General features: G+C 41.9%; 18 protein-coding genes and 2 pseudogenes. 3 read left to right on the forward strand and 17 right to left on the reverse strand.

The annotated features are described in order from the left end of the window. Nucleotides 1–4: 4 nt before the first annotated feature. The 3 genes from NOL38_RS03995 to NOL38_RS04005 are packed head-to-tail and all read right to left on the reverse strand — an operon-like array spanning nucleotide 5 to nucleotide 4,552. Entirely contained in the window at nucleotides 5–1,363 is a 1,359-nt protein-coding gene (locus NOL38_RS03995) for an HI_1054 family type III restriction endonuclease (protein ID WP_524534366.1), read from the reverse strand. 21 nt (nucleotides 1,364–1,384) lie between these two features. Beyond that, complete coding sequence (locus NOL38_RS04000) at nucleotides 1,385–2,614, reverse strand: DEAD/DEAH box helicase family protein (RefSeq protein WP_277941432.1); 1,230 nt, start codon at nucleotides 2,612–2,614, stop codon at nucleotides 1,385–1,387. A 3-nt stretch (nucleotides 2,615–2,617) separates the two neighbouring features. After that, a complete protein-coding gene (locus tag NOL38_RS04005; protein WP_277941433.1) occupies nucleotides 2,618–4,552 on the reverse strand; it encodes a DNA methyltransferase in 1,935 nt (644 codons plus the stop codon). A 297-nt stretch (nucleotides 4,553–4,849) separates the two neighbouring features. Here NOL38_RS04005 and mnmE point away from each other — a divergent pair, with 297 nt between their 5' ends. After that, nucleotides 4,850–6,223: a tRNA uridine-5-carboxymethylaminomethyl(34) synthesis GTPase MnmE gene (gene mnmE, locus NOL38_RS04010; protein ID WP_277941434.1), complete on the forward strand. Its 1,374-nt coding sequence runs from the start codon at nucleotides 4,850–4,852 to the stop codon at nucleotides 6,221–6,223. A gap of 111 nt (nucleotides 6,224–6,334) precedes the next feature. Next, nucleotides 6,335–7,411, forward strand: a complete 1,077-nt coding sequence (locus tag NOL38_RS04015) for a hypothetical protein (RefSeq protein WP_277941435.1) — start codon at nucleotides 6,335–6,337, stop codon at nucleotides 7,409–7,411. 32 nt (nucleotides 7,412–7,443) lie between these two features. Here NOL38_RS04015 and NOL38_RS04020 read toward each other — a convergent pair whose 3' ends face one another. From NOL38_RS04020 to NOL38_RS04070, 11 genes and pseudogenes are all read right to left on the reverse strand, one after another. Then, the gene (locus NOL38_RS04020) at nucleotides 7,444–8,025 is read right to left on the reverse strand and encodes a LemA family protein (protein ID WP_277941436.1); all 582 of its coding nucleotides are present in this window, start codon (nucleotides 8,023–8,025) and stop codon (nucleotides 7,444–7,446) included. 15 nt (nucleotides 8,026–8,040) lie between these two features. Next, nucleotides 8,041–8,829: a TPM domain-containing protein gene (locus NOL38_RS04025; RefSeq protein WP_277941437.1), complete on the reverse strand. Its 789-nt coding sequence runs from the start codon at nucleotides 8,827–8,829 to the stop codon at nucleotides 8,041–8,043. A 71-nt stretch (nucleotides 8,830–8,900) separates the two neighbouring features. Next, the gene (locus tag NOL38_RS04030) at nucleotides 8,901–9,479 is read right to left on the reverse strand and encodes a uracil-DNA glycosylase family protein (protein WP_277941438.1); all 579 of its coding nucleotides are present in this window, start codon (nucleotides 9,477–9,479) and stop codon (nucleotides 8,901–8,903) included. Next, nucleotides 9,466–9,924 carry a GNAT family N-acetyltransferase gene (locus NOL38_RS04035; protein ID WP_277941439.1) on the reverse strand — a complete coding sequence of 153 codons (459 nt, stop codon included), beginning with the start codon at nucleotides 9,922–9,924 and terminating at the stop codon, nucleotides 9,466–9,468. Before NOL38_RS04035 ends, NOL38_RS04030 begins: the two co-directional genes overlap by 14 nt. Nucleotides 9,925–9,964: 40 nt before the next feature. After that, nucleotides 9,965–11,365, reverse strand: a complete 1,401-nt coding sequence (pepV, locus tag NOL38_RS04040; RefSeq protein WP_277941440.1) for a dipeptidase PepV — start codon at nucleotides 11,363–11,365, stop codon at nucleotides 9,965–9,967. Nucleotides 11,366–11,465: 100 nt separating this feature from the next. Beyond that, complete coding sequence (gene sstT / locus NOL38_RS04045; RefSeq protein WP_277941441.1) at nucleotides 11,466–12,671, reverse strand: serine/threonine transporter SstT; 1,206 nt, start codon at nucleotides 12,669–12,671, stop codon at nucleotides 11,466–11,468. Nucleotides 12,672–12,804: 133 nt separating this feature from the next. Beyond that, entirely contained in the window at nucleotides 12,805–13,566 is a 762-nt protein-coding gene (locus NOL38_RS04050) for an ABC transporter permease (RefSeq protein WP_277941442.1), read from the reverse strand. After that, a complete protein-coding gene (locus NOL38_RS04055; protein WP_277941464.1) occupies nucleotides 13,563–14,201 on the reverse strand; it encodes an ABC transporter ATP-binding protein in 639 nt (212 codons plus the stop codon). The genes NOL38_RS04050 and NOL38_RS04055 overlap by 4 nt, the downstream gene beginning before the upstream one ends. 1 nt (nucleotide 14,202) lies before the next feature. Next, nucleotides 14,203–14,631, reverse strand: coding sequence for a cupin domain-containing protein (locus NOL38_RS04060; protein WP_277941443.1), 429 nt, complete (start codon nucleotides 14,629–14,631; stop codon nucleotides 14,203–14,205). A gap of 252 nt (nucleotides 14,632–14,883) precedes the next feature. Continuing rightward, nucleotides 14,884–15,625 (reverse strand): annotated as a pseudogene (locus tag NOL38_RS04065) (IS30 family transposase). A gap of 354 nt (nucleotides 15,626–15,979) precedes the next feature. After that, entirely contained in the window at nucleotides 15,980–16,759 is a 780-nt protein-coding gene (locus NOL38_RS04070) for an MBL fold metallo-hydrolase (protein WP_277941444.1), read from the reverse strand. Nucleotides 16,760–16,869: 110 nt separating this feature from the next. Here NOL38_RS04070 and NOL38_RS04075 point away from each other — a divergent pair, with 110 nt between their 5' ends. Continuing rightward, on the forward strand, nucleotides 16,870–17,283 hold the full coding sequence (locus NOL38_RS04075; RefSeq protein ID WP_277941445.1) for an Lrp/AsnC family transcriptional regulator: 414 nt from the start codon (nucleotides 16,870–16,872) through the stop codon (nucleotides 17,281–17,283). 133 nt (nucleotides 17,284–17,416) lie between these two features. Here NOL38_RS04075 and NOL38_RS04080 read toward each other — a convergent pair. The 3 genes and pseudogenes from NOL38_RS04080 to glmM all read right to left on the reverse strand — a co-directional run. Then, nucleotides 17,417–18,049: pseudogene (locus NOL38_RS04080) on the reverse strand (transposase); the annotation flags it as partial. A 37-nt stretch (nucleotides 18,050–18,086) separates the two neighbouring features. Continuing rightward, entirely contained in the window at nucleotides 18,087–19,631 is a 1,545-nt protein-coding gene (locus NOL38_RS04085) for an ABC-F family ATP-binding cassette domain-containing protein (protein ID WP_009910410.1), read from the reverse strand. Nucleotides 19,632–19,679: 48 nt separating this feature from the next. Continuing rightward, a complete protein-coding gene (glmM, locus tag NOL38_RS04090; RefSeq protein WP_023370847.1) occupies nucleotides 19,680–21,032 on the reverse strand; it encodes a phosphoglucosamine mutase in 1,353 nt (450 codons plus the stop codon). Nucleotides 21,033–21,034 lie beyond the last annotated feature (2 nt).

The raw sequence follows: 21,034 nt of genomic DNA on the forward strand, positions 1-21,034 counted from the left end.
CTAATTACAACCTCCGTAATTCTTCTTTAACCTCATCCTTGCTTACTGCCTCATTGAAGAACGGCAAACCAACAATACGATAGCGGTCATCATCAACCAGTGTTCTCGCCTCGTCTCGCTCAGAAATTTGAAGCAAGAATTCTTCCTTCCAGCGATCATGCTCTATGAGCTGTTTTCCTTTCGGTTCAATGAAAATCTGCCACGAAATATTTCCAGTCCTTTTATCGTTCGCAAACATAAGAAAGTCTGGTTCAAAGGCTTGCCCCTTATCAAAACTATAAATCTTTACAGCTTTTTCATTTCGAAGCAAGTAAATATCGGTCCATTTTTCTTCAAGATCTCCAATCACATCTTGGATAGTTTTCACAAGATACTTTTCTTCGTCTGTTCCAAAGTTATCATCATATGCATACCAATCCAAAACATCTATATTAACGTGGATTTCATTATTTGGATCCTTTTGTGAAAGTCCCATTTCTTTATTTCCGTTTGATTTGATGGTGTATTTTCGTAAGATGTTATCTTCAAACAAGTCTTTAATCTTATATTGTTCAAATTTTTCTGAACCAAAATAACGTTCCTCAGTCGCAATCAAATCTTTCTCGATAACATGAAGCAGTTTTTCCGTGATATAAAGTTTATCATCTGGGGTAAAATCAGATATCATTTGATATTGAGATTCAACTCGAATATCAATATCCGCGAGCATATCAATAAAGGCAGATACACTTCCAAGAGCTACAAAGGCTTTTTGGAGATTATCAAAGGTAAATTTTTTGTTGCGGTTAATAGCTGCTCGAACAATATTGTGGCCGATAACTTTGCCAAATTTGAAAGAAATTACCTCTAAAGATTCAGATACGTACATTGCTTCATCAAAAGCTTCAATGTCTCGAACGCCTTGGATTGGCAATTTAACTTCAAAAGACTTTGGAATAAAGGACGTATCGAATAGACTTTCTTGTCGCTCTCCGAGCATTTGCTCATATGAAAGACGCTTGTTCATCCAGACAAGCCCATCTGTGTAAGTTCGAGTGTTCTTGAAAGAGTCCTTGAGCTTGAGTTCACGTTCTACCAAATTTTGGCTCTCTAATATCCCAGACTCACGTAAGACTTGCTTAAGCTCTGAAATATATTTTGGATTATTAGCAGAGTGGTAATGAAGTTGTTCAATAACACGGAGTTCATTATTTTCATTATTATCAAACTTACGAGTGTATTTTTCCTCCAGATTATCACCAATCACAAAGGGATAGTAACGTGCTCCGCGACCTATCAGCTGTTTCTCTGTGTTTGTTGTTTTTCCTGCGACAAAGCCATTTTTCGTAGTCTTGCCATCACGGGTATCGTAAAGGCGGACAATATCGAAAAGGTTAAGAACATCCTAGCCTTCATTAAGCATATCCACGGCAAAAATCGCTCGGATTTCATTACTTGGCTGCTCCAAGGTGTTGAGGAGGTTCAGGCTATCCTTGTTCTTGTTTTTCCCATCCACCAATAGCAAGCGTTCTTTGCGGAAATCCTCCTGAAGTTCCGCCACCAAGTCAGTATCTGTAATCCCAACTGTCTCGAAATAAGAAAATGCCTTTTTCAAAATACTGAACTTTTCATCCATTTCTAAGACCAGCTCTCGCTGTGCTTGAATATCTTCTAAAGAAAGGTTGTCTAGCAACCCCAAAAACGCATCCAAATTTTCTTGACTTTCTGCAATTTTCTGCGACTTAAACATGACCAATGGTTTTAAGTTAATTCCGTTTTTCAAAGCGATTTTCTTGCGGTACTGACTGATGATGATTGCCTGAAGCATGCGATGATTGACATCACCATCCACCAAATGAAAGAGGACATCTTTCGAATACTTGTCCAGTCGAAACTCTTTCAGGTCATACTTAAAAAGTAAAGACTTTTCGTACTTTTGTGCTAAGATTGGATTGGTCAGGTCAATCGTTGCAGTAAACTCAAAGATACTGGACTTTTTAGCAGTCTTTTGAATCATTTCAATCGTACTAGTCCAACTGGTATTGTCATCTTTCTCCGACTTACTCAAACCAGCGTTCAAGTGGTGAGCTTCATCCGCCAGCATGACAACCGAAATATCCTTAAACTGCTCATAGGAGAGGCGATTTTCTCTCGGAGTATTAAGGTCTTGGTGAAGCTTTTGGATAGTAGTAAAGACGATGTTAATACTATCATCACGGCTATCTGAAAAATCCGTCACTTCACGCACTGTCACGATTCGTCCGTCCATGACAATCTTTTCCGCAAAAAGATACTTACCAGAAGCACTTTCTAAGAAGTTATCCTTTGTTTTCGTCAGGATATTATCGTTGTTCACAAAGAAAATGAAATTTCGCTCACCTTGCTGGTACTTCTCCAATATAATCGCCGCCATCAAGAGCGTTTTACCGGAACCAGTTGCCATATTGTAGAGAACTTGCTCTGGAATCACTCGATTATTATCCGTTTTGTAGTGAAGATAACGTCCGATAGCCTCCTGCTGATAAGGTCGTAAGGGGTGCTTCAAATTTTTCGTGAGGTAATCAGGCAAATCTGCCCGAAAATCCTTAAAGCCAGACCGACTGACTGTATCATAGGTTTCGTAAATAAATGGCATGGCTTACTTTTCCTTTCCGTAGAAAGAGTGATTGAGCTTCTTATCCTCAGCAGAAATCTGATAATCATTGTCATCAATATCAGAATAATTCACATAGAGGTTATTGTTATCAATGATTTCAGACAAGATTTGCTTTTGTTCTGCCAAAGAAAGTTGACTAAACTCATTCTTTTTCAATTTTTTAGGATCGATGCGGTAGGACAAGAAGGAAGATTTTTTCGCAAGCTCAAACAGTTCTAATAATTCTTCCGTTGTTGTCGCCTCAAAAATCGCATTTTTGAAATCTTGAGCATCGTTTTTCAATTCAGCGTAGACAAAGCTACCACCGCCAGACCAGTTAACATCTTTTGAGATACCACCTTGTTCACCAGCGATAACCTTCTTCAGTCGCTCCACCGAAACCGTCTCAATATAATCCATCTGCTCGATACCGATATACTGACGGTTCATCTTATGAGCGACGGCTGCTGTTGTTCCTGAACCAAGGTGGTAGTCTAGGACAATGTCACCATCCTCCGTAAACATTTCAATATAGTATTTAATATATTCTTCTGGTTTTTTTCCATTTCTAAAAGATACATCACCCTCAGAGTTCACTAAGTTATATTGCTGAACAAAATCCACAAAGTTAGGATAAGGCTTTAATGTATACTCGCTTCCAAGTGGTTTCCCAGGATAGTAAAAGCCATTTTTATTCCCATTTTTTGGAAGTTCAAAAATTCTAAAATCCCGTCCATCATCCCCCATATCTGGGACAGTAAAAATGGTTCCTTCAGGATACTTAGCAATTAATTTTTCTAGATGAGCAACATAGAATCGTCCACTAGAATTTTTTTCTCGAATACTACCTCGAATTGACATTGATTTCAAACCACCAATATGACCTTGACCTCTAACAATTGTAACGTCATCAGGTAAGTAAACATTTATAGTTTTGTCTCCAACTTGAAAACTGTCATGAGGAATTTCAGGAAAATCAAAGTCATATTGATAATCGTCGATTGTTTTAACTACTTTTTGTTTTGGTAACTTGAAATTTTCAGATTTACTATATATCAATGCATATTCCAAAACGTCATTAAATTCTTTGTCACTTGTTAAGCTTCTTTGCGGATGGCGTACGAGAACATTAACATCCATTTTATGATTTTCTTCAGTAAAGAGCTCATCCATCATTACTCGGAGATATGGAAATTCATGGAAGCTAATTTGGACAATCAGTATTCCATCATTTTCTAGTAAATCCTTGGCAATAGATAGACGGTTTTTCATAAAAGTTAGCCACGTACTTCTATTAAAACTATCATTATATCCAAAGGAGTCGCTTCCTGTATTATAAGGCGGATCAATATAAATCAATTTAACCTTCCCTGCAAAGCGTTTCTTGAGGCTATGAAGAGCAATGAGGTTATTACCTTTGATGATGAGATTATCGGTATCACTGAGTTCTTCTACTTCATGCTCACCAGTTTCATCATAGCGTTTGAAATTGGTCAAAACCTTATCATCCAAAAGACGATTGATTTCAGTCGGTGCGAGCGTCTCGTTAAAGAAAATCTCCTGACGTTTGGCATCATCCTTAGTCTGTCCACCCTCTAGCACACAATCTTTGTATGGAAAATTCAGGACAACTTCCTGATTTTCTGATAGATACTTGTCACCGGTCGCCAAACCGATTTTTGTCTTGTAGGCGGTAAAGCTGTCAGGGAGAAACTCCTTATTGTTCAAAAACTGCAAAAAGACATCTTTCTTGAAGACAAGAACACCAGTATCTAGAATAGAAAAGAAATACTTAGAAATTTTTTCATTACTCATCAATATATTAAGGAGTTCAGGATTGTATTGCCTCGCCAGCTCGGCCAGTTTATTTTTATTGAGCACACCTTCCACCATAAAAGTGTCATTCTGTGCCAAAAGTTGCTCCAGTTCTTGCTTCATTATTAGATCTACCTTTCAGCTGAAATTTTGTGAAGGGCTGATGGTATTCCTTTATTATGAATATAATAAAGGAAGGGTATACCCTTCGGTTTTCTTAAATTTTTATGTTTCTATTATAACATAGTCAACCTAAATTAATAGCAACACTTTTTGTATTTCTATCAAATTATCTTCTCAAATTAATTACTATATTTATTGACCTCTCAATACATTTCTGCACTCCTCATCCCTCATCTGTGCTTTTTTCATCATTCCATGATACACTAATAGATAAGACGATTTTAGAAAGAAAGATATATGATTACCAAAGAATTCGACACTATTACCGCTATTTCTACCCCTCTCGGTGAGGGAGCTATTGGGATTGTCCGCCTGTCTGGGACGGATGCCTTTGCCATTGCCAGCAAGGTTTTCAAAGGAAAAGACCTAGCAACTGTACCCAGTCACAGCCTCAACTACGGTCATATCATTGACCCTGCAACCAATCAGATTCTGGACGAGGTTATGATCGGAGCCATGCGTTCCCCACGCACCTTCACGCGCGAAGATGTCATTGAGATTAATACCCACGGAGGCATCGCCGTTACCAACGAAATTCTCCAGCTCCTGATTCGCCAAGGTGCTCGAATGGCTGAGCCGGGCGAGTTTACCAAACGTGCCTTTCTCAACGGCCGTGTGGATTTGACCCAGGCTGAAGCTGTCATGGATGTTATCCGGGCCAAGACTGACAAGGCCATGCACAATGCCGTCCGCCAGCTTGACGGCTCCCTCTCCCAGCTCATCAACAACACGCGTCAGGAGATTCTCAACACGCTGGCACAGGTCGAGGTCAACATCGACTACCCCGAGTATGACGACGTCGAGGAGGCGACGACAGAGCTGGTCCGCGAGAAGACCCTCCAGTTCCAAGCTCTTTTGGAAAATCTCCTCCGTACTGCCCGCCGTGGAAAAATCCTGCGTGAAGGCATCGCAACTGCTATTATCGGTCGTCCCAATGTCGGAAAATCCAGCCTGCTCAATAACCTCCTCCGCGAGGAAAAAGCCATCGTTACAGACATCGCAGGAACAACCCGCGACGTTATCGAAGAATACGTTAACATCAAGGGCGTCCCCCTCAAGCTGATTGATACAGCAGGTATCCGTGAAACAGACGACATCGTTGAAAAAATCGGTGTGGAACGATCTAAAAAAGCCCTTGAGGAGGCCGACCTCATCCTGCTAGTCCTCAACGCATCCGAGCCCCTGACCGAGCAAGACCGCAATCTCCTAGCCATTTCAGACATGGCCAACCGCATTGTCCTGCTAAACAAGACCGACCTAGAAGAACAGATTGAGGCAGACCAACTGCCTGAGGATGTCATTCGCATTTCCGTCTTGAAAAACCAGAATATCGACCAAATCGAAGAAAAAATCAATCAGCTCTTCTTTGAAAACGCAGGCTTGGTTGAGCAAGATGCCACCTACCTCTCCAATTCTCGCCACATTTCCCTCATTGAACAGGCAGTCCAAAGCCTACAAGCTGTCAATGACGGACTGGAAATGGGCATGCCAGTAGACTTGTTACAGGTTGACCTGACACGCTGTTGGCAGATTTTGGGAGAAATCACAGGCGATGCAGCTCCAGATGAACTCATCACCCAACTCTTTAGCCAATTCTGTCTTGGAAAATAAGAACAAAAGTCATGTAAGAAAACTTGCATGACTTTGTTTGTATATTAACACATAATTTCTTGTCTAAGATGACAAATTTAGATATACTAAACAGTGAAAGGAGGCATTCCCATGAAAAAACTTCTTATTTGTATTGTCCTTCTATCCTGCCTTGTTTTTCCCTTTATCGGTTGGAAACTCTACGCCTACCAGCACAACAAAATAAGCTTAACTGAGAATACTGATTTTTACTTGATTTATCCTGGTAAGGTCGAAGCCTTTCAGCTAAATGGGCAAGATCCTCAACTCCTTCATACACAGAAAATGAATTCAGAGGGGTATTTTGGCTCTGGTGAAAATTATGTCATAGACAATCGGTACCTAGTCTTTGCCAACGATCAGCAAAAATTCATTAACGACAATCTGATATCCATCGATTTCAATACTGGCACTGTCTTGCGAAAGCCAAGTCAGTATAGTAGCTATATCAGTGGTACAGATGGACAAGACTTTTATACAGCGGGGCCCTATCACATACTAGCGCAATTTGATAAGCAATTTGAAACACGTCAAACCCACGTTTTAAACGATGACTTCATCCCAAGTGCTCCAGTCATGGTAGACCAAACGTCAGTCTATTTAACTGGTTTTGTGAAAGATTTTACCCAAGAAGGACCCGAAGAAAATGTCTTGATTGTATTTGATAAGAAAGATTTTTCAAAACAAGAGGTATTCAAGTACGACAATACCATTGTCACAGGAGAGGGGCTTTGGGTAAATGGAACCATCTATCTCCCAAATTTAGGGAAAAAAACAAGTGAGTATACGGAAATTGAACAGTCATCCGAACTCCTAACCTTTGATACAAAAACAAAAACATTTTCGTCAGTAACTTTAGAACACCCCTCACCAAGCACACTACATGCTCTCAAAGACCAGAAGCTTCTCCTCATCGAACATCAAAATGGTATGTTTAGCCCACTTTCCTTTACTATTTACAATGCCCAAACAGGTCAAGAGAGCTACCATCGTCTAGACGAGCTTAATCCTCGTCCTTATTATATTGACCACATTCGTCAAATTGATGATAAGCGCTTAATGATTATTTTGGCAAATCAACTCCTTATCTATAATATGGAGGCTAAAAACATTATCAGCCAGTCCACTCTATCAGAAGACTACGTTTCTGGAGTTTGGATCAATCCATAAAATAAAGAACTCGGCGCTGGGAGCCGAGTTCTTTATTCTTTATCCTGTAAATCCACACTTGGCACGGTTGTCGCCGCATCAGAACTAGCTTGGAACAAGTCGACTTTTTCATAGCCAAATAGGTTGGCATAGATGGACGTCGGGAATCGTTTGATTTTTTTATTGTAGGTCGTTGCCACCGCATTATAATCTTTACGGGCTACCAGTATCCGATTTTCAGTCCCTTCAAGCTCCGTAATGAGGTCAGATACCTGTTGGTTGGCTGTCAATTGAGGATAATTCTCAGCTACTACCAACAATCTAGATACTGCAGAATCTAGTTGACTTTGGGCCTGATTGTAGTCGCTAGTTCCCACTTGGCTAGAGCCGATTTTCGCACGCGCATCCGCAATGGCAGTGAAAATCTCTTCCTCATGCTCCATGGCTCCCTTGACTGCTGCCACGACATTCGGTATTAGGTCATAGCGCCGTTGAAGTTGGGTATCCACATTGGCTTGAGCATTTTCCACTTCCGCATGGCTATCGACCAGTCCATTGTATTGACCGATTGCCCCCGTTCCTAAAAATAGCAGAGCGAAAACCGGGATTAGTAGAGCTAACCATTTCTTTTTCATAAACATTTTCCTTTCTTACCAACCAGATGAGGCTCCACCGCCTCCACCACCGCCTCCAGACCAGCCCCCACCACCGAATGATGAAGAAGATGAAGAATGGGAGGAATGGTTATTGTGGTAATGATGGTGGTCATCTACCAACATCCAAAGCAGATTGCCTGGACCACCGCCTCGACCACGGCTAGCCTTATCAATAATTCCAAAAATTATGAAGATTAGTATTATAATTAAAAACAATACAAAACTATCACTTTCCGCACTGGTCCTTTCTTCCATGGCAGCCAGCTGTTCCTGACCCATACTTGTTCCGTAGAAGCGGTCTCCGATTGATTGGACAATGTAGGTCACTCCGCCATCATAGTCTTCCTGACGGAAAAACTCCCTAGCATTTTCCAGAATATCCTTGGCTTCCACATCTGTCAACACCGTTGCAGCATTGTCAGAGGTTTCTATCCGAAATTCCCTGTCGGCTATGGCAATCACCAAGAGAATGCCATTGTCTGTCCCAGCAAAGCCAACCTGCCAGTCACGGAAGGTTTCATTTGCCAGACTTTCAATATCACTAGACAGACTGTCTGTTACATAAACACCAACCTGTAAAGCTTGCTCGGTGCTTGCCCAACTTCGATTGAGTTGATCAATTTCTGCAATGGTCTCACTCGATAGTAACTGCGTCTCATCCACTACCGTTGTACCTGTGGGTCGGTCTGGAATCTGATTTGCTCTAGCTAGTTTGGGAGCAAATAGCAAGCAAACCGTTAGAATAGCGAAACAGCCGATGATAATTTTTTTCAATTTTCTCATCAGAACACCTCCTTCGATGAACAAAGATAAGAAAAATTTATTAGGTATATATATACAATTATATCATATTATCATTTTCCCAACAATATATTTATGTTGTTTTTCAGTATCGGTAGAGTCTGTTCAACAAACCAAGGATGTTTAGCTTGCCAGATATTGTTTCTAGGTGATGGATGGGGCAAAGGAAAATACGTGGGAAGGTAATCATCTGCATGTTTCACTCTCTCCGTCAGGTTCCTTTGGGATTTTTCCAAATAATAAGTTTGAGCATAATTGCCTACCAATATGGTCAGCTCAATCTGGGGTAGTTGTTTCATAATGAGTGGGTGCCACTTGGGCGCAAAATCCTTGCGAGGCGGCAAATCCCCAGACTTCCCTTTTCCTGGATAATAAAAATCCATAGGAAGAATAGCAAAATGACCCAATTCATAAAAAGTCTGTCGATCCACGCCCAACCATTGACGAAGGTTGTTACCACTGGCGTCGTCAAATAAACGCCATTTTTCCTGGGTTTTCAAGCCAGGTGCCTGTCCAATAATGAGAATTTTTGCGGTCGAAGGGGCTTGGAAAAGGGGAGCTATTCCCTTGTTCGTAAAGTCTCGGTTAGCAACATCCTCAATGATGGCTTGACGAATATCAACAAGTTCCATGATGTCCTACTTTCTTGACCATAGTCACATCTTCTTCTAAGGCTCGGAAACCGCATTTTTTGTAGAAAGAATAGGCTGAAAGGTTGCGTTCGGTTTGCAGAAATATATGAACAATTTTTCTATCAGCTAACTGCTTCTCAATATCAGCTAATAAACTAGCACCATGTCCTTGCCCTTGGTAATCACGGGAAATGCAGAACTCTTCAATTCGATATTCTGTTCCCTCATACCAATAGCGAATGTAACCAAGTGACAGACCTATCAATTTTTCTTGATCAAACAAGCCAAAACAGAGTGCTCTTGGGTGTCCCAGTAAATCGCCTACGTAACAATCTAATTGTTCCTCATCTGACCAATCATCATTCCAAGGTTCTTGGCTGAAGACAGACAGGAAGAGTTGTTTGACCATTTCCATGTCTGAAAAACAAAGTTCTTTCAGTTCCATATTTCCTCCTAAAAAAGACGGGCAAACCCGTCTTCATGTATTACTTAATGAGTTCGTAGATAGCTTCTGCATAAATGGCAGCTGCACGGTAGAGTTGCTCAACTTCGATAAATTCGTTGGCTTGGTGCATGGTGTTGACATCGCCTGGGAACATAGCTCCATAGGCAACCCCACGTTTGAGCAAGCGTCCGAATGTTCCGCCACCGATGACTTGTTCGTGACCTTTCAAGCCTGTGTGTTTTTCATAAACAGACAAGAGAGTTGCGACCATTGGGTCATCGATTGGGCAATAGTGTGGGGTATGGCCATGCTCAGACAGGCTAACATCTTCCACGCCCAGTTTCTCCAAACCAGCCTTGATGGTTTCAGGGTTGGTATTTTTTGGATAACGGAAGTTGAGGGCAATGGTGTTGTCAGATGAGGTTTCATCAAATTTGAAAACACCAGCGTTCATAGAAAGGGCACCCATCTGCTCATCGTAGATGGCTACACCGAGTTTTTTAGCATCATGGTCTTCCAGAAGGACTTGTCCTGCCAATTCCAAATAGGCTTTGGCTGCTCCGTCAAAGGCAAATTGGCTGAGGAATTTTGCCAAATAGGTTGCTCCGTTGACACCTTCTTCTGGGGTTGAACCGTGGGCTGATTTTCCGATGACGGTGACTTGAACTTGACCGTTTTCAAGGATTTCCGCGTCAGCTTTTAGGCCGTAAGCGGCTGTGAAATCTGCCAACTTGCTGTCTAGGTCTGCTAGGTCGCCAGAAATAATAGCTGTCGCAGATTCAGGTACCATGTTCTCACGCAAACCGCCTGTGAAGGAATGCAGTTTAGCAGCTCCGCTATTTTCCCCCGCAAAATGAAGATAGGCTGTGATATTGCCTTTTTCACCGTTGATAATAGGGAACTCGGCATCTGGAGAAAATCCGAAATCTGGCAATGGAAGACCGACGTGCTCGAAGTAGTAATCCATGTCCGCCCAGCCTGACTCTTCGTCGGTACCGACGATGAAGCGGACTTTTTTAGAGGTCGGAAGGCCCAACTCCTTGATGATTTTCAAGCCGTAGTAGCAAGCCATGGTCGGTCCCTTGTCGTCAGACGAACCGCGGGCAAAGAGCTTGCCGTCGATGATCTGCGGCTCGTAAGGGTCGGTGTTCCAGCCACTTCCTGCTGGTACCACATCCAAGTGACCAAAAATACCGAGGACTTCGTCGCCTTCACCAAACTCAAAGTGACCTGCGTAGTTGTCAACGTTCTTGGTTGGATAACCATCACGCTGAGCAATTTCTAGAAACTTATCCAAGGCACGCACTGGTCCAGGTCCAAATGGATGCTGGGCATCTGCCTGGCTGTCGTCACGCTCAGAATTGATGCGTAAGAGGTCAAAGAGATCCGCTAGGAACTCATCTTTGCGTTTGTCAAACTCTGCTCTAAAATTTACTGTCATATGTTCTCCTTTTCAGTATCAAAGTAAGTCTATTTTATCACAAAATGAAAGAGATTTCAGAAGTAAAGCGAAGAAAAAAAGTTGGTCACCCAACTTCTTTCTATTTTTTCCAGACAGAGCGTTCTGCTACAACTGTAAACAAAACATCGGTTGATGAGTTGAGGGCTGTTTCACAAGAATCTTGAATCACTCCGACCACAAATCCTACTCCAACTACTTGCATGGCTAACTCATTTGGAATACCAAATAGGCTACATGCTACTGGAATGAGGAGAAGCGAGCCTCCTGCTACACCTGATGCACCTGCAGCTGATAGAGATGCGACAACAGATAAAAGAAGGGCCGAACTGAAATCAACTGTGATACCAAGTGTATGTACCGCAGCCATTGTCAAAATATTGATGGTAATGGCGGCTCCTGCCATGTTCACTGTCGCACCCAAGGGAATGGATACGGAGTAGGTATCTGAATCTACTCCCAACCGTTTAGCCAGCTGCATATTGACTGGAATATTTGCTGCTGAACTTCTTGTGAAAAAGGCAGTTACACCGCTAACTCGGAGACATTCCAACACCAAGGGGTAAGGATTTTTCCTCATAACCATAAATGCAATAAAGGGATTGACCACCAGAGCTACAAAGGCCATACAACCTACCAGTACTAATAGCAATAGACCGTAGTTTTTTAGTGCTGCCAATCCATTATTTGCAATTGTATCAAAAACTAATCCTAAGATACCGAAAGGTGCCAGTCCAATAATCCAACTGACGACTTTAGAAGTCACTTCTGCTGTTGATTGCAATAAATCCTTGGTGTGTTGACTAGCGTTCCGAAAGGCAAGACCAAAAATAGCTGCCCAAGATAATACTCCAATATAGTTAGCGTTTGCTAGCGCACTGATTGGATTGTCAACAATGTTCAATAATAAGTCTTGGAATACTTCTGAAATCCCCTGTGGTGGCGAAATTTCTGTCGCAGCTGCCTCGGTAAGAACCAATGTTAATGGAAACAGATAACTGGCAATAACCGCAACGCTTGCTGCTGCAAAAGTACCAATTAAGTATAGGAAGAGAATAGTCCGAATATTATTTTTCTGACCTTCTGGTGCCTGAGAAAGAGCGTGGGCAACTAGTGTCAACACCAACAGTGGTGCAATGGCTTTTAAAGCGCCAACAAAGAGACTTCCCAAAAGAGAAATCATCGTGAACTGAGGAACACTCAATCCCAAGACTAATCCTAATACGACCCCAATACTGATTTTCCGTATTAAACTCATCTTTTTCCAGATAGAAATTATATTTTTCAAACAATTACCTCCAAACAAACATTTTTCCATATTAGCAGAAAAACGAAGCTTGGTCAAGAAAATAAAAAACAAGTATTGGCTACAAAAAAAAAACTACATGTAGTCAGATTCACATGCAGTTTAAAAAGTATTCTTAGTCAAACTCCACCTGGGCCTTGTTGGTGAAATAAGTCTGGTAGGCTGCGTAGGAGGCAATCACAGACGCCAGGCTAGTCGCCGACAGCAACATGAACATAACCATAATCTGATAGCGAATAGCATGGACTGGATCAACTCCTGCAAATATTAGCCCTGACATCATGCCAGGCAGGCTGACCAAACCGACCGTCTTGGCTGAGTCAATGGTGGGCTGCATACCTGTTTTGATAGCTTCTCGTAAGATATCCTGTGAAGCCAATTTGACAGTTGCACCCAGACTTAATTTTTCCAAGACTTGTTGGCGGTTGTCGGTGAAGGACTTGTACATAGCCCGATAGGACAAGCCGATGGCCGTCATGGCATTGCTAGCCAACATCCCTGAAATGGGAATGACCTGTGAAGGAATAAACTTAATAGCACCCGATAACACCAAGATTGTCAAGGTTAGACCTGTTGATGCAAGGAGGGCTAAAAAAGGATGAAGCAAGGATTTCTTGCTATTGGGATTGCGTTTGTTGGCTTGGACACTGGCATTGTAAAGAATAATCAAAACCATTGCCATGCTGAGAAAGACATTTGAGGCTTGGAAGATAAACTTGAGAATGTAGCCGACAAAAATCAGCTGGAGGACAGTTCTGACAACGGCCATGAAAATATCCTTGGTCAAGCCAAGTTTTTCCTTTTGACTGATACCCATGGCTACTAAGACCAGTCCAAAAACAAGGGCTAGAGAAAGGTTATCTACTGAAATATTCATACTTGGACTCGACCTCCTTCTATTCGCAGAATCTTTTGAGCTGCATCAATCTCTGACTGGTCATGGGTGACTTCAATCAGGGTATTTCCAGCAGCTTGGTAGTCTGCCAAGAGCTTGTTGACAATGGCCTTGGTTTCAGCGTCCAGTCCCGCAGAGATTTCGTCCAAGAGTAAGACCTTTGGTTCAAAGAGCAGATTGCGAATGAGGGCAACTCGCTGTTTTTCTCCCCCAGATAATTCTGTGATTTTCTTGCTTAAAAATTCTGGTGCTAGATGTACAGATTCTAAAGCCTTGAGGGCTTTGGTTTGGTCAAATTCTAACTGACGAATGGTAAATGGAAACTGGAGATTGTCTTGGACGGTCTGCCCAAAGAGAACTGGCTGTTGAAAACAGTAGGAAACTTCCCTCCTATAAATCGGCATATCTAGCTCTGCTATGTCCCGCCCCTGAAAGAAAATCGTCCCACTTGTCGTGGATGTCAAACCTGCCAAGAGTTTTAGGATAGAGCTTTTGCCACTGCCCGAAGGTCCAACCAGGGTTAGTCGCTCGCCGGCTGCAACGGTAAAGCTGACATCAGTTAAAATCGACTTATCATTATCCGATAAGCCGACAGTTTCAAGTTGAAAAATGTTCATCTTAATGACCATGCTCTTCTGCTTCTTCCGCTGCGATAGCAATAGCTTGCGTTTCATGAACTGTCCCGTGAGCGTGGTGGGCTGGTCCATAGATAGAGTAGATTTTAAGGTCTTCTTGACCGATGTTGATAACATTATGGTAGGCACCGTTTGGAATCAAAATCGCATCTTCTGGTCCAACTTCCATATCAAGCGTAATCTTGTCAGAAGATTCGCCCATAATAACACGGCCGTGGCCTTGCTCAATGCGGAGAAACTGGTCGTTTTCGTTGTGGACTTCTGCACCGATGTCGCCACCAACTGGGATGGACATGAGGGTAACTTGCAAGAGTTCCCCAGTCCAGAGGGCTGTGCGGTAGTTAGTATTTTCAAGTGTTGCTGTTTCAATATTGGTTACAAATGGTGCTTTGCCGTAATCTTTAGTTGTCATAAGTTTTACCTCTAAATTATAATAATTCTAAACTTTCTTTAGAACAATTCTAATTATACTCCTTATAAATTTCTTGTCAAGCTTTTTTAGAAACATTATAATTTTTAGAGAATACTTAGAAAATAGATAAGAAAAAACCACCTTTGGCTAATTATAGATTGAAGACAAACACTTAAGAGGCGTTTGACTTTTTCTGTTTTTTAGCCCCCCTTTTTTGCTAGAATAATGACTATTTGTACAAAACCCAATTTGTCAAATTAAGCTAGACTTTTTCAAGTGACTCAGAAAAACTTGGTAGGGTGTTTGATAATTCAAGGACTTTCTAGGTATCTTATTCCTCTTATCAGCTATAGCTGATAAAAACTGCTGAGAAATGCCAGTAAAGTCCATCTGTTTCGAAAGTCCATTCTGCCGTAATAAGCCATTTGAATGCTCATTGAGACCTTGTTGACCGAGACCAACCTGGATCGGCAACGAAAATATCGATTTCATGTGCATTCTAAATAGACTTCCAATTTGAAAACTCTTTCCCACAATCAAAAGTAATCAACTTAAAGAGATGACTGGGAACTTGAGACAGCCATTCATTGATGGCAACCTCAATATCACTTGCTTTTCGTCCCTTAGTTTTCAGTGTAATGATTGCTTTTGAAAGTCGTTCTACTAAGGTAATGACCGCACTTTTGTGTTTCTCGCCAACAATGGGATCTCCTTCGAGGTGTCCGAACTCTGTATGAAAATCAGGATAGAGTTCAGCTCTTTCACGTAAATCTCTGCGAAATGCTTGTTTTCCTCCGACCGCAGCGCTTCTTATTGGCCTTATAGTGTTCATAATAATCATATGCAGAATGTCCGTCTTTGAGAAAGTAGAAAATATGATAGACGGTCTGCCTTGATCTTCAAAGTGCTATCATGATATCTGTAACTTTTATACCTTCTTTCTAGTAAGCCTCTAGCATGACGAGTTCATTTGTGGTTCATGGGTATAGGTCATTTATGTTAGTTCCTTTCAGACAAATGTGGTAGTTTATCTGAGCCTAACATAGATGGCTTTTTCTGTCTAGCTTAATTTTACAAATTGGGTATACATAAAATAAATAGAACAGTTTTATGGATGGACGATAGTAGCGCTTCTACCTCCTCAAATACCTTGTCAATGAAAACAAAGCCTTCAACCACTCAACTTACAAACCTACAGCCTCAAAATATATTCTTACTCTAAGTCGACTTGAAAACTAAGTCAATAGTAAAGTAAATTAGTCCTAAGAAAATCAAAATGAACTTAAATAATCCCTCCAGAAATGATAATCTGAAGGGACTGTTTTGATTGTTCCTGATTTTGGGACCGTTAAAAGTCAATACTTTCACCATCTTCTGGAATGACCAATTGGTTGGCAAAGCCTTTTTCTGTCGCAAAACGAGCTAACTCTAAACGTGAAAGTGTCCAGTGGTTGACGGCTTCCATATGAACGGCAACTAACTGGGCATCTGTCAGTTGGCTCAATTCATGGACATCATTGGCATCCATGACAACTTTGCCAACACCTTGCATGGCATTGCCACCAGCATTCATAACAATAATATCTGGTTGATGAGCGACAACTGCGTCTTTCACAAAAGGTTCCAACATACTATCGCCTGTAAAGTAAATGGTCTTCTCGTCTGCATGACGAAGAACAAAACCGCATACTTTACCGATTATTGTTTGAACTTCTTCTGGAAATTTATTCAAATTTTCAACATGCTCGGCATACACTCGACTAATTAAAATGTTGCCAAAATTGGTATTGTCACCCATTACATAGACCTTGGTAAAACCAGATTCACGGATGACAGCCGTATCTGCCTCATCTTGTACAAAAATTGGCAAATTCTTATCCAACATTTTCGCCGCGACCTCATCCCAGTGGTCATAGTGCAAATGTGTCACAATTACAGCATCAAGTCCTGATGTCAGCTCATCAGGCGACACAGGCAGATCCACCAATGGATTCATTTCCATATTGCCAGAGACAGCACCTTCAAAAGGTGGATAAGTCCCTTTTTCAGCTAACATCGGGTCGATAAGAATGGTTTTACCAGCATAATCCAAGCGGGCAGTTGAATTACGATAATGTGTAAATTTCATGGATAACTCCTTTATTTATGATTATCTATATTTTACATATTTCTTAAAATAGGGTAAAGTAGATAAAAAAAGAATTTTGCATGAAAAACTTTATTTTTGAAAGGAATAGTATGGATAGCATTGATTTACAGATTTTAGAATTACTAACTCAAAATAGTCGCATCAAGCTAAAGGACATGGCAGAGCAGATTCACATGACAGCGCCTGCCATAACAAGCCGGATTCAAAAACTAGAAGACCAAGGTATTATCACAGGTTTCACCACCCAAGTCGATAGGGGCAAGCTTGGTTTGCCTATTCACGTTTTTATGACCATAACTATGAAAGTGCAAACACATACACCCTATCTTGACTATGTAGAAAGTTTCTCACCACAAATCACCCAGCACCACCGTATTGCTGGAAGTGGTTGTTACTTGATCGAAGCTCATTTTGCAAGCAATCAAGACTTAGCTACTTTTTTAGATGGTCTTGAAAATTTTGCCAGTTATCAAGTAGCTAGCTCGGTAAATCAAATAATTTGAAGTCAAATTTAACAGTTAAAGTAAAAAGGTAAACTTATAATAAGTTTCAGAATGAAGACAAACACTTATGAGGCGTTTGTCTTTTTCTGTTTTTTAGCCTAAAACCCCGTCTTTTTGCTAGAATTATGACTATTTATACACAATAAAAAGGCTTATCTGCCCTCATTCTTACCAATTTTTTGAGATTTAAACACGCCAAAGTCAGCCCAACCTTATCTTCCATTTTGGACTTGCCTTTCTCTCTTGTATAACGAAGATTGTGGTACTCTTTGGCTGTCCCAAAGAGGCGTTCAATGGTTTCTTTCCGCTTCTGGTAGAGCTCCTTCATCCCTCTTTGATGACGAATATCCTCGCACTGTTCCAAATACTCCTTCCAAATATGCCGCGTGACAACTTTTTGATGGTTCTTTCTGGTCGTACATATTGATAATAGGGGACAGTTGGAACAAATTGCAGGATCACTTTTGTATTCTCGGTAGCCTTCTCGGGTAGTCGTGCGATAGGTCAAGGCCTGATGTTCAGGACACAGGATACAATCGAAGAGTTCGTCATAGACAAAATCTTTAGGACGAAGTTGTCCCTTCTTCCCACGGGGACGGGTGTAGGGAAGGACAGGAGTGATTTCCTTATCAATTAGAAACTTGACAATACTGGGAGTTTTATAGCCCGAATCCGCAATGATATACTCTGGTTTCAAGGGTTCAAGATTGGCGAAAAGTGCAGGAAAAGCCTGACTGTCATGGATATTGCCAGCCTCCACACTATAAACCCAAAGAAAATGCTACCTTTCGGCAGCTTGCTTCTTATGTCAATTCATTAAAATCCCATACATCGTCCACCCAGCCTTCATAGAAATCAGGCTCGTGGCAGACCATGAGGATAGAGCCCTTGTAGGCTTGAAGGGCACGTTTGAGTTCGTCCTTGGCATCCACATCCAAGTGGTTGGTTGGCTCGTCGAGAACTAAGACATTGTTTTCGCGGTTCATAAGCAAACAGAAGCGAACTTTAGCCTGCTCACCACCTGAAAGAACTTGAATCTGGCTTTCTATATGCTTGGAAGTCAGACCGCAACGGGCCAAGGCTGCCCGCACTTCCGCTTGGTTAAGTGCTGGAAAGGCATCCCAAACGGCTTCAAGCGGAGTCTGACGATTGCCACCAGCTACTTCTTGTTCAAAATAACCGAGTTCCAAATACTCCCCACGCTCTACAGAACCACCGAGTGGTGGAATAATCCCCAGCAGACTTTTAAGTAGAGTGGATTTACCGATACCGTTGGCACCGACAATGGCAATCTTCTGGTTGCGTTCAAAGGTCAGATTGAGAGGTTTACGTGTCAATACACGGTCATAACCAATTTCCAAATCAGTCGTTTGGAAGATAAAGCGACTTGGAGTTCGAGCCATTTTGAAATCAAATGATGGCTTTGGTTTCTCTGCTTGAAGCTCAATAATCTCCATCTTGTCCAATTTCTTCTGACGGGACATGGCCATGTTTCGTGTCGCAACTCGGGCCTTATTACGGTTAACGAAGTCCTGCAAGTCTGCAATTTCCTTCTGCTGGCGCTCATAGGCTGCCTCCAACTGAGCCCGCTTCATAGCATGGACTTCTTGGAATTGGTAGTAATCACCTGTATAGCGAGTCAAGAGCTGATTTTCCACATGGTAGACAATGTTTATCACATCATTCAAGAAAGGAATGTCATGCGAAATCAAGACAAAGGCATTTTCATAGTTCTGCAAGTAGCGTTTGAGCCAGTCAATATGTTCTGCATCCAAGTAGTTGGTCGGCTCATCCAGAAGCAAGATGTCAGGCTTTTCCAAGAGCAATTTTGCAAGAAGAACTTTAGTCCGTTGTCCACCTGATAACTCCGTCACATCCTTGTCCATGCCATAGTCCATGACACCAAGCGCACGCGCTACTTCGTCAATCTTGGCATCAAGCGTATAGAAATCACGGCTTTCCAGACGATCTTGTAGCTCACCAACCTCTTCCATGAGGGCATCCATATCGGCACCCTCTTCTGCCATAGACATGTAAATGTCATTGATACGAGCTTCTGTCTTGAAAAGTTCATCGAATGCTGTCCGCAAGACATCACGGACTGATTGACCCTTTTCTAATTTAGCATGCTGATCTAAATAACCTGCCGTTACATAACGTGACCATTCAACCTTACCTTCATCTGGCTGCAATTGACCTGTCACGATGGACATGAAGGTCGATTTCCCTTCTCCATTGGCACCGACAAGTCCGATATGTTCCCCTTTCAAAAGACGGAAGGAGACATTCTCAAAAATTGCGCGGTCACCAAACCCATGACTTAAATTCTTTACTTCTAAAATACTCATATTTCCTCACAAAAGAGGCTGGAAATCCTTCCAGTCTCTGTCTTTTTCTTAATCCAAACCGATTTCCGCACGGACCACATCGGCAATGGTGTCCACGTAGTAATCGACTTCAGCATCCGTTGGCGCTTCTGCCATGACACGCAAGAGGGGCTCAGTACCACTTGGGCGAACCAAGATACGACCGTTGCCAGCCATTTCTGCTTCCATTTTTTCAATGATAGCTGCAATAGCAGGCACTTCCATTGCCTTGTCTTTCATGCTGTTTTCCACACGGATATTGACCAATTTTTGTGGGTAAATGGTCACTTCTGCCGCCAATTCTGACAACTTCTTACCAGTTTCTTTCATGATTTTGGTCAATTGCACAGCGGTCAACTGGCCGTCGCCTGTGGTGTTATAATCCATCAGAATCACATGTCCTGACTGCTCACCACCGACATTGTAGCCTTCCTTGCGCATTTCTTCAACCACATAACGGTCACCAACTGCGGTCACAGCTTTTTCAATACCTTCACGATCCAAAGCCTTATGGAAACCAAGGTTGGACATAACTGTGGTCACAATTGTATTTTTGGCCAATAGACCTCGATCAGCAAGGTATTTACCAACGATGTACATGATACGGTCACCGTCTACTAAATCACCATTTTCATCGACAGCAATCAAGCGGTCACTGTCACCATCAAAAGCAAGTCCAATTTGACTACCTGTTTCCTTGACCAGTTCTTGCAATTTTTCAGGATGAGTTGAGCCAACGCCTTCATTGATATTTAAACCGTCTGGCTTTTCAGCCATTACTGTCAAATCTGCTCCCAAATCTACAAAAATTTGACGTGCAGATGTTGCTGCGGCACCATTGGCTGTATCGAGTGCAACTTTCATACCGTCCAAATCTGTACCAGTTGACACCAAGAATTGCTGGTACTTACGTAGACCTTCTGGATATTCTACCACATCTCCTAAACCTTGAGCAGATGGGCGAGGAAGTGTATCTTCTTCAGCATCCAAAAGAGCTTCAATCTCTGCTTCCAATGCATCATCCAATTTGAAACCATCACCAGCAAAGAATTTGATACCGTTATCTTGCGCTGGGTTATGACTTGCAGAAATCATGACACCTGCACTTGCTTTTTCAGTTTTTACTAGGTGGGCAACACCCGGTGTCGCCAAAACTCCCAATTTATACACATGAATCCCTACTGATAGAAGTCCTGCAATCAAGGCAGCCTCTAACATTTGACCTGAGATACGTGTGTCACGCGCCACAAAGACACGAGGAACATCCGTCTCATGCTGGCTAAGGACATAACCACCAAAACGACCCAATTTGAATGCTAATTCTGGCGTTAATTCTACGTTTGCTTCTCCACGGACACCATCTGTCCCAAAATATTTACCCATTT

Origin of the sequence: Streptococcus suis, from assembly GCF_029616525.1 — a bacterium.
Taxonomy (GTDB): Bacteria; Bacillota; Bacilli; order Lactobacillales; family Streptococcaceae; genus Streptococcus; species Streptococcus suis_AF.

Coding starts and splice junctions, on each gene's coding strand:
- glmM (WP_023370847.1), bottom strand. CDS start 21,032: ATGGGTAAATATTTTGGGACAGATGGTGTCCGTGGAGAAGCAAACGTA.
- pepV (WP_277941440.1), bottom strand. CDS start 11,365: ATGACAGTAAATTTTAGAGCAGAGTTTGACAAACGCAAAGATGAGTTC.
- NOL38_RS04020 (WP_277941436.1), bottom strand. CDS start 8,025: ATGAAAAAGAAATGGTTAGCTCTACTAATCCCGGTTTTCGCTCTGCTA.
- NOL38_RS04030 (WP_277941438.1), bottom strand. CDS start 9,479: ATGGAACTTGTTGATATTCGTCAAGCCATCATTGAGGATGTTGCTAAC.
- NOL38_RS04070 (WP_277941444.1), bottom strand. CDS start 16,759: ATGAAATTTACACATTATCGTAATTCAACTGCCCGCTTGGATTATGCT.
- NOL38_RS04015 (WP_277941435.1), top strand. CDS start 6,335: ATGAAAAAACTTCTTATTTGTATTGTCCTTCTATCCTGCCTTGTTTTT.
- NOL38_RS04055 (WP_277941464.1), bottom strand. CDS start 14,201: ATGAACATTTTTCAACTTGAAACTGTCGGCTTATCGGATAATGATAAG.
- NOL38_RS04075 (WP_277941445.1), top strand. CDS start 16,870: ATGGATAGCATTGATTTACAGATTTTAGAATTACTAACTCAAAATAGT.
- NOL38_RS04025 (WP_277941437.1), bottom strand. CDS start 8,829: ATGAGAAAATTGAAAAAAATTATCATCGGCTGTTTCGCTATTCTAACG.
- NOL38_RS04060 (WP_277941443.1), bottom strand. CDS start 14,631: ATGACAACTAAAGATTACGGCAAAGCACCATTTGTAACCAATATTGAA.
- NOL38_RS04005 (WP_277941433.1), bottom strand. CDS start 4,552: ATGAAGCAAGAACTGGAGCAACTTTTGGCACAGAATGACACTTTTATG.
- NOL38_RS04035 (WP_277941439.1), bottom strand. CDS start 9,924: ATGGAACTGAAAGAACTTTGTTTTTCAGACATGGAAATGGTCAAACAA.
- mnmE (WP_277941434.1), top strand. CDS start 4,850: ATGATTACCAAAGAATTCGACACTATTACCGCTATTTCTACCCCTCTC.
- NOL38_RS04050 (WP_277941442.1), bottom strand. CDS start 13,566: ATGAATATTTCAGTAGATAACCTTTCTCTAGCCCTTGTTTTTGGACTG.
- NOL38_RS04000 (WP_277941432.1), bottom strand. CDS start 2,614: ATGCCATTTATTTACGAAACCTATGATACAGTCAGTCGGTCTGGCTTT.
- NOL38_RS04085 (WP_009910410.1), bottom strand. CDS start 19,631: ATGAGTATTTTAGAAGTAAAGAATTTAAGTCATGGGTTTGGTGACCGC.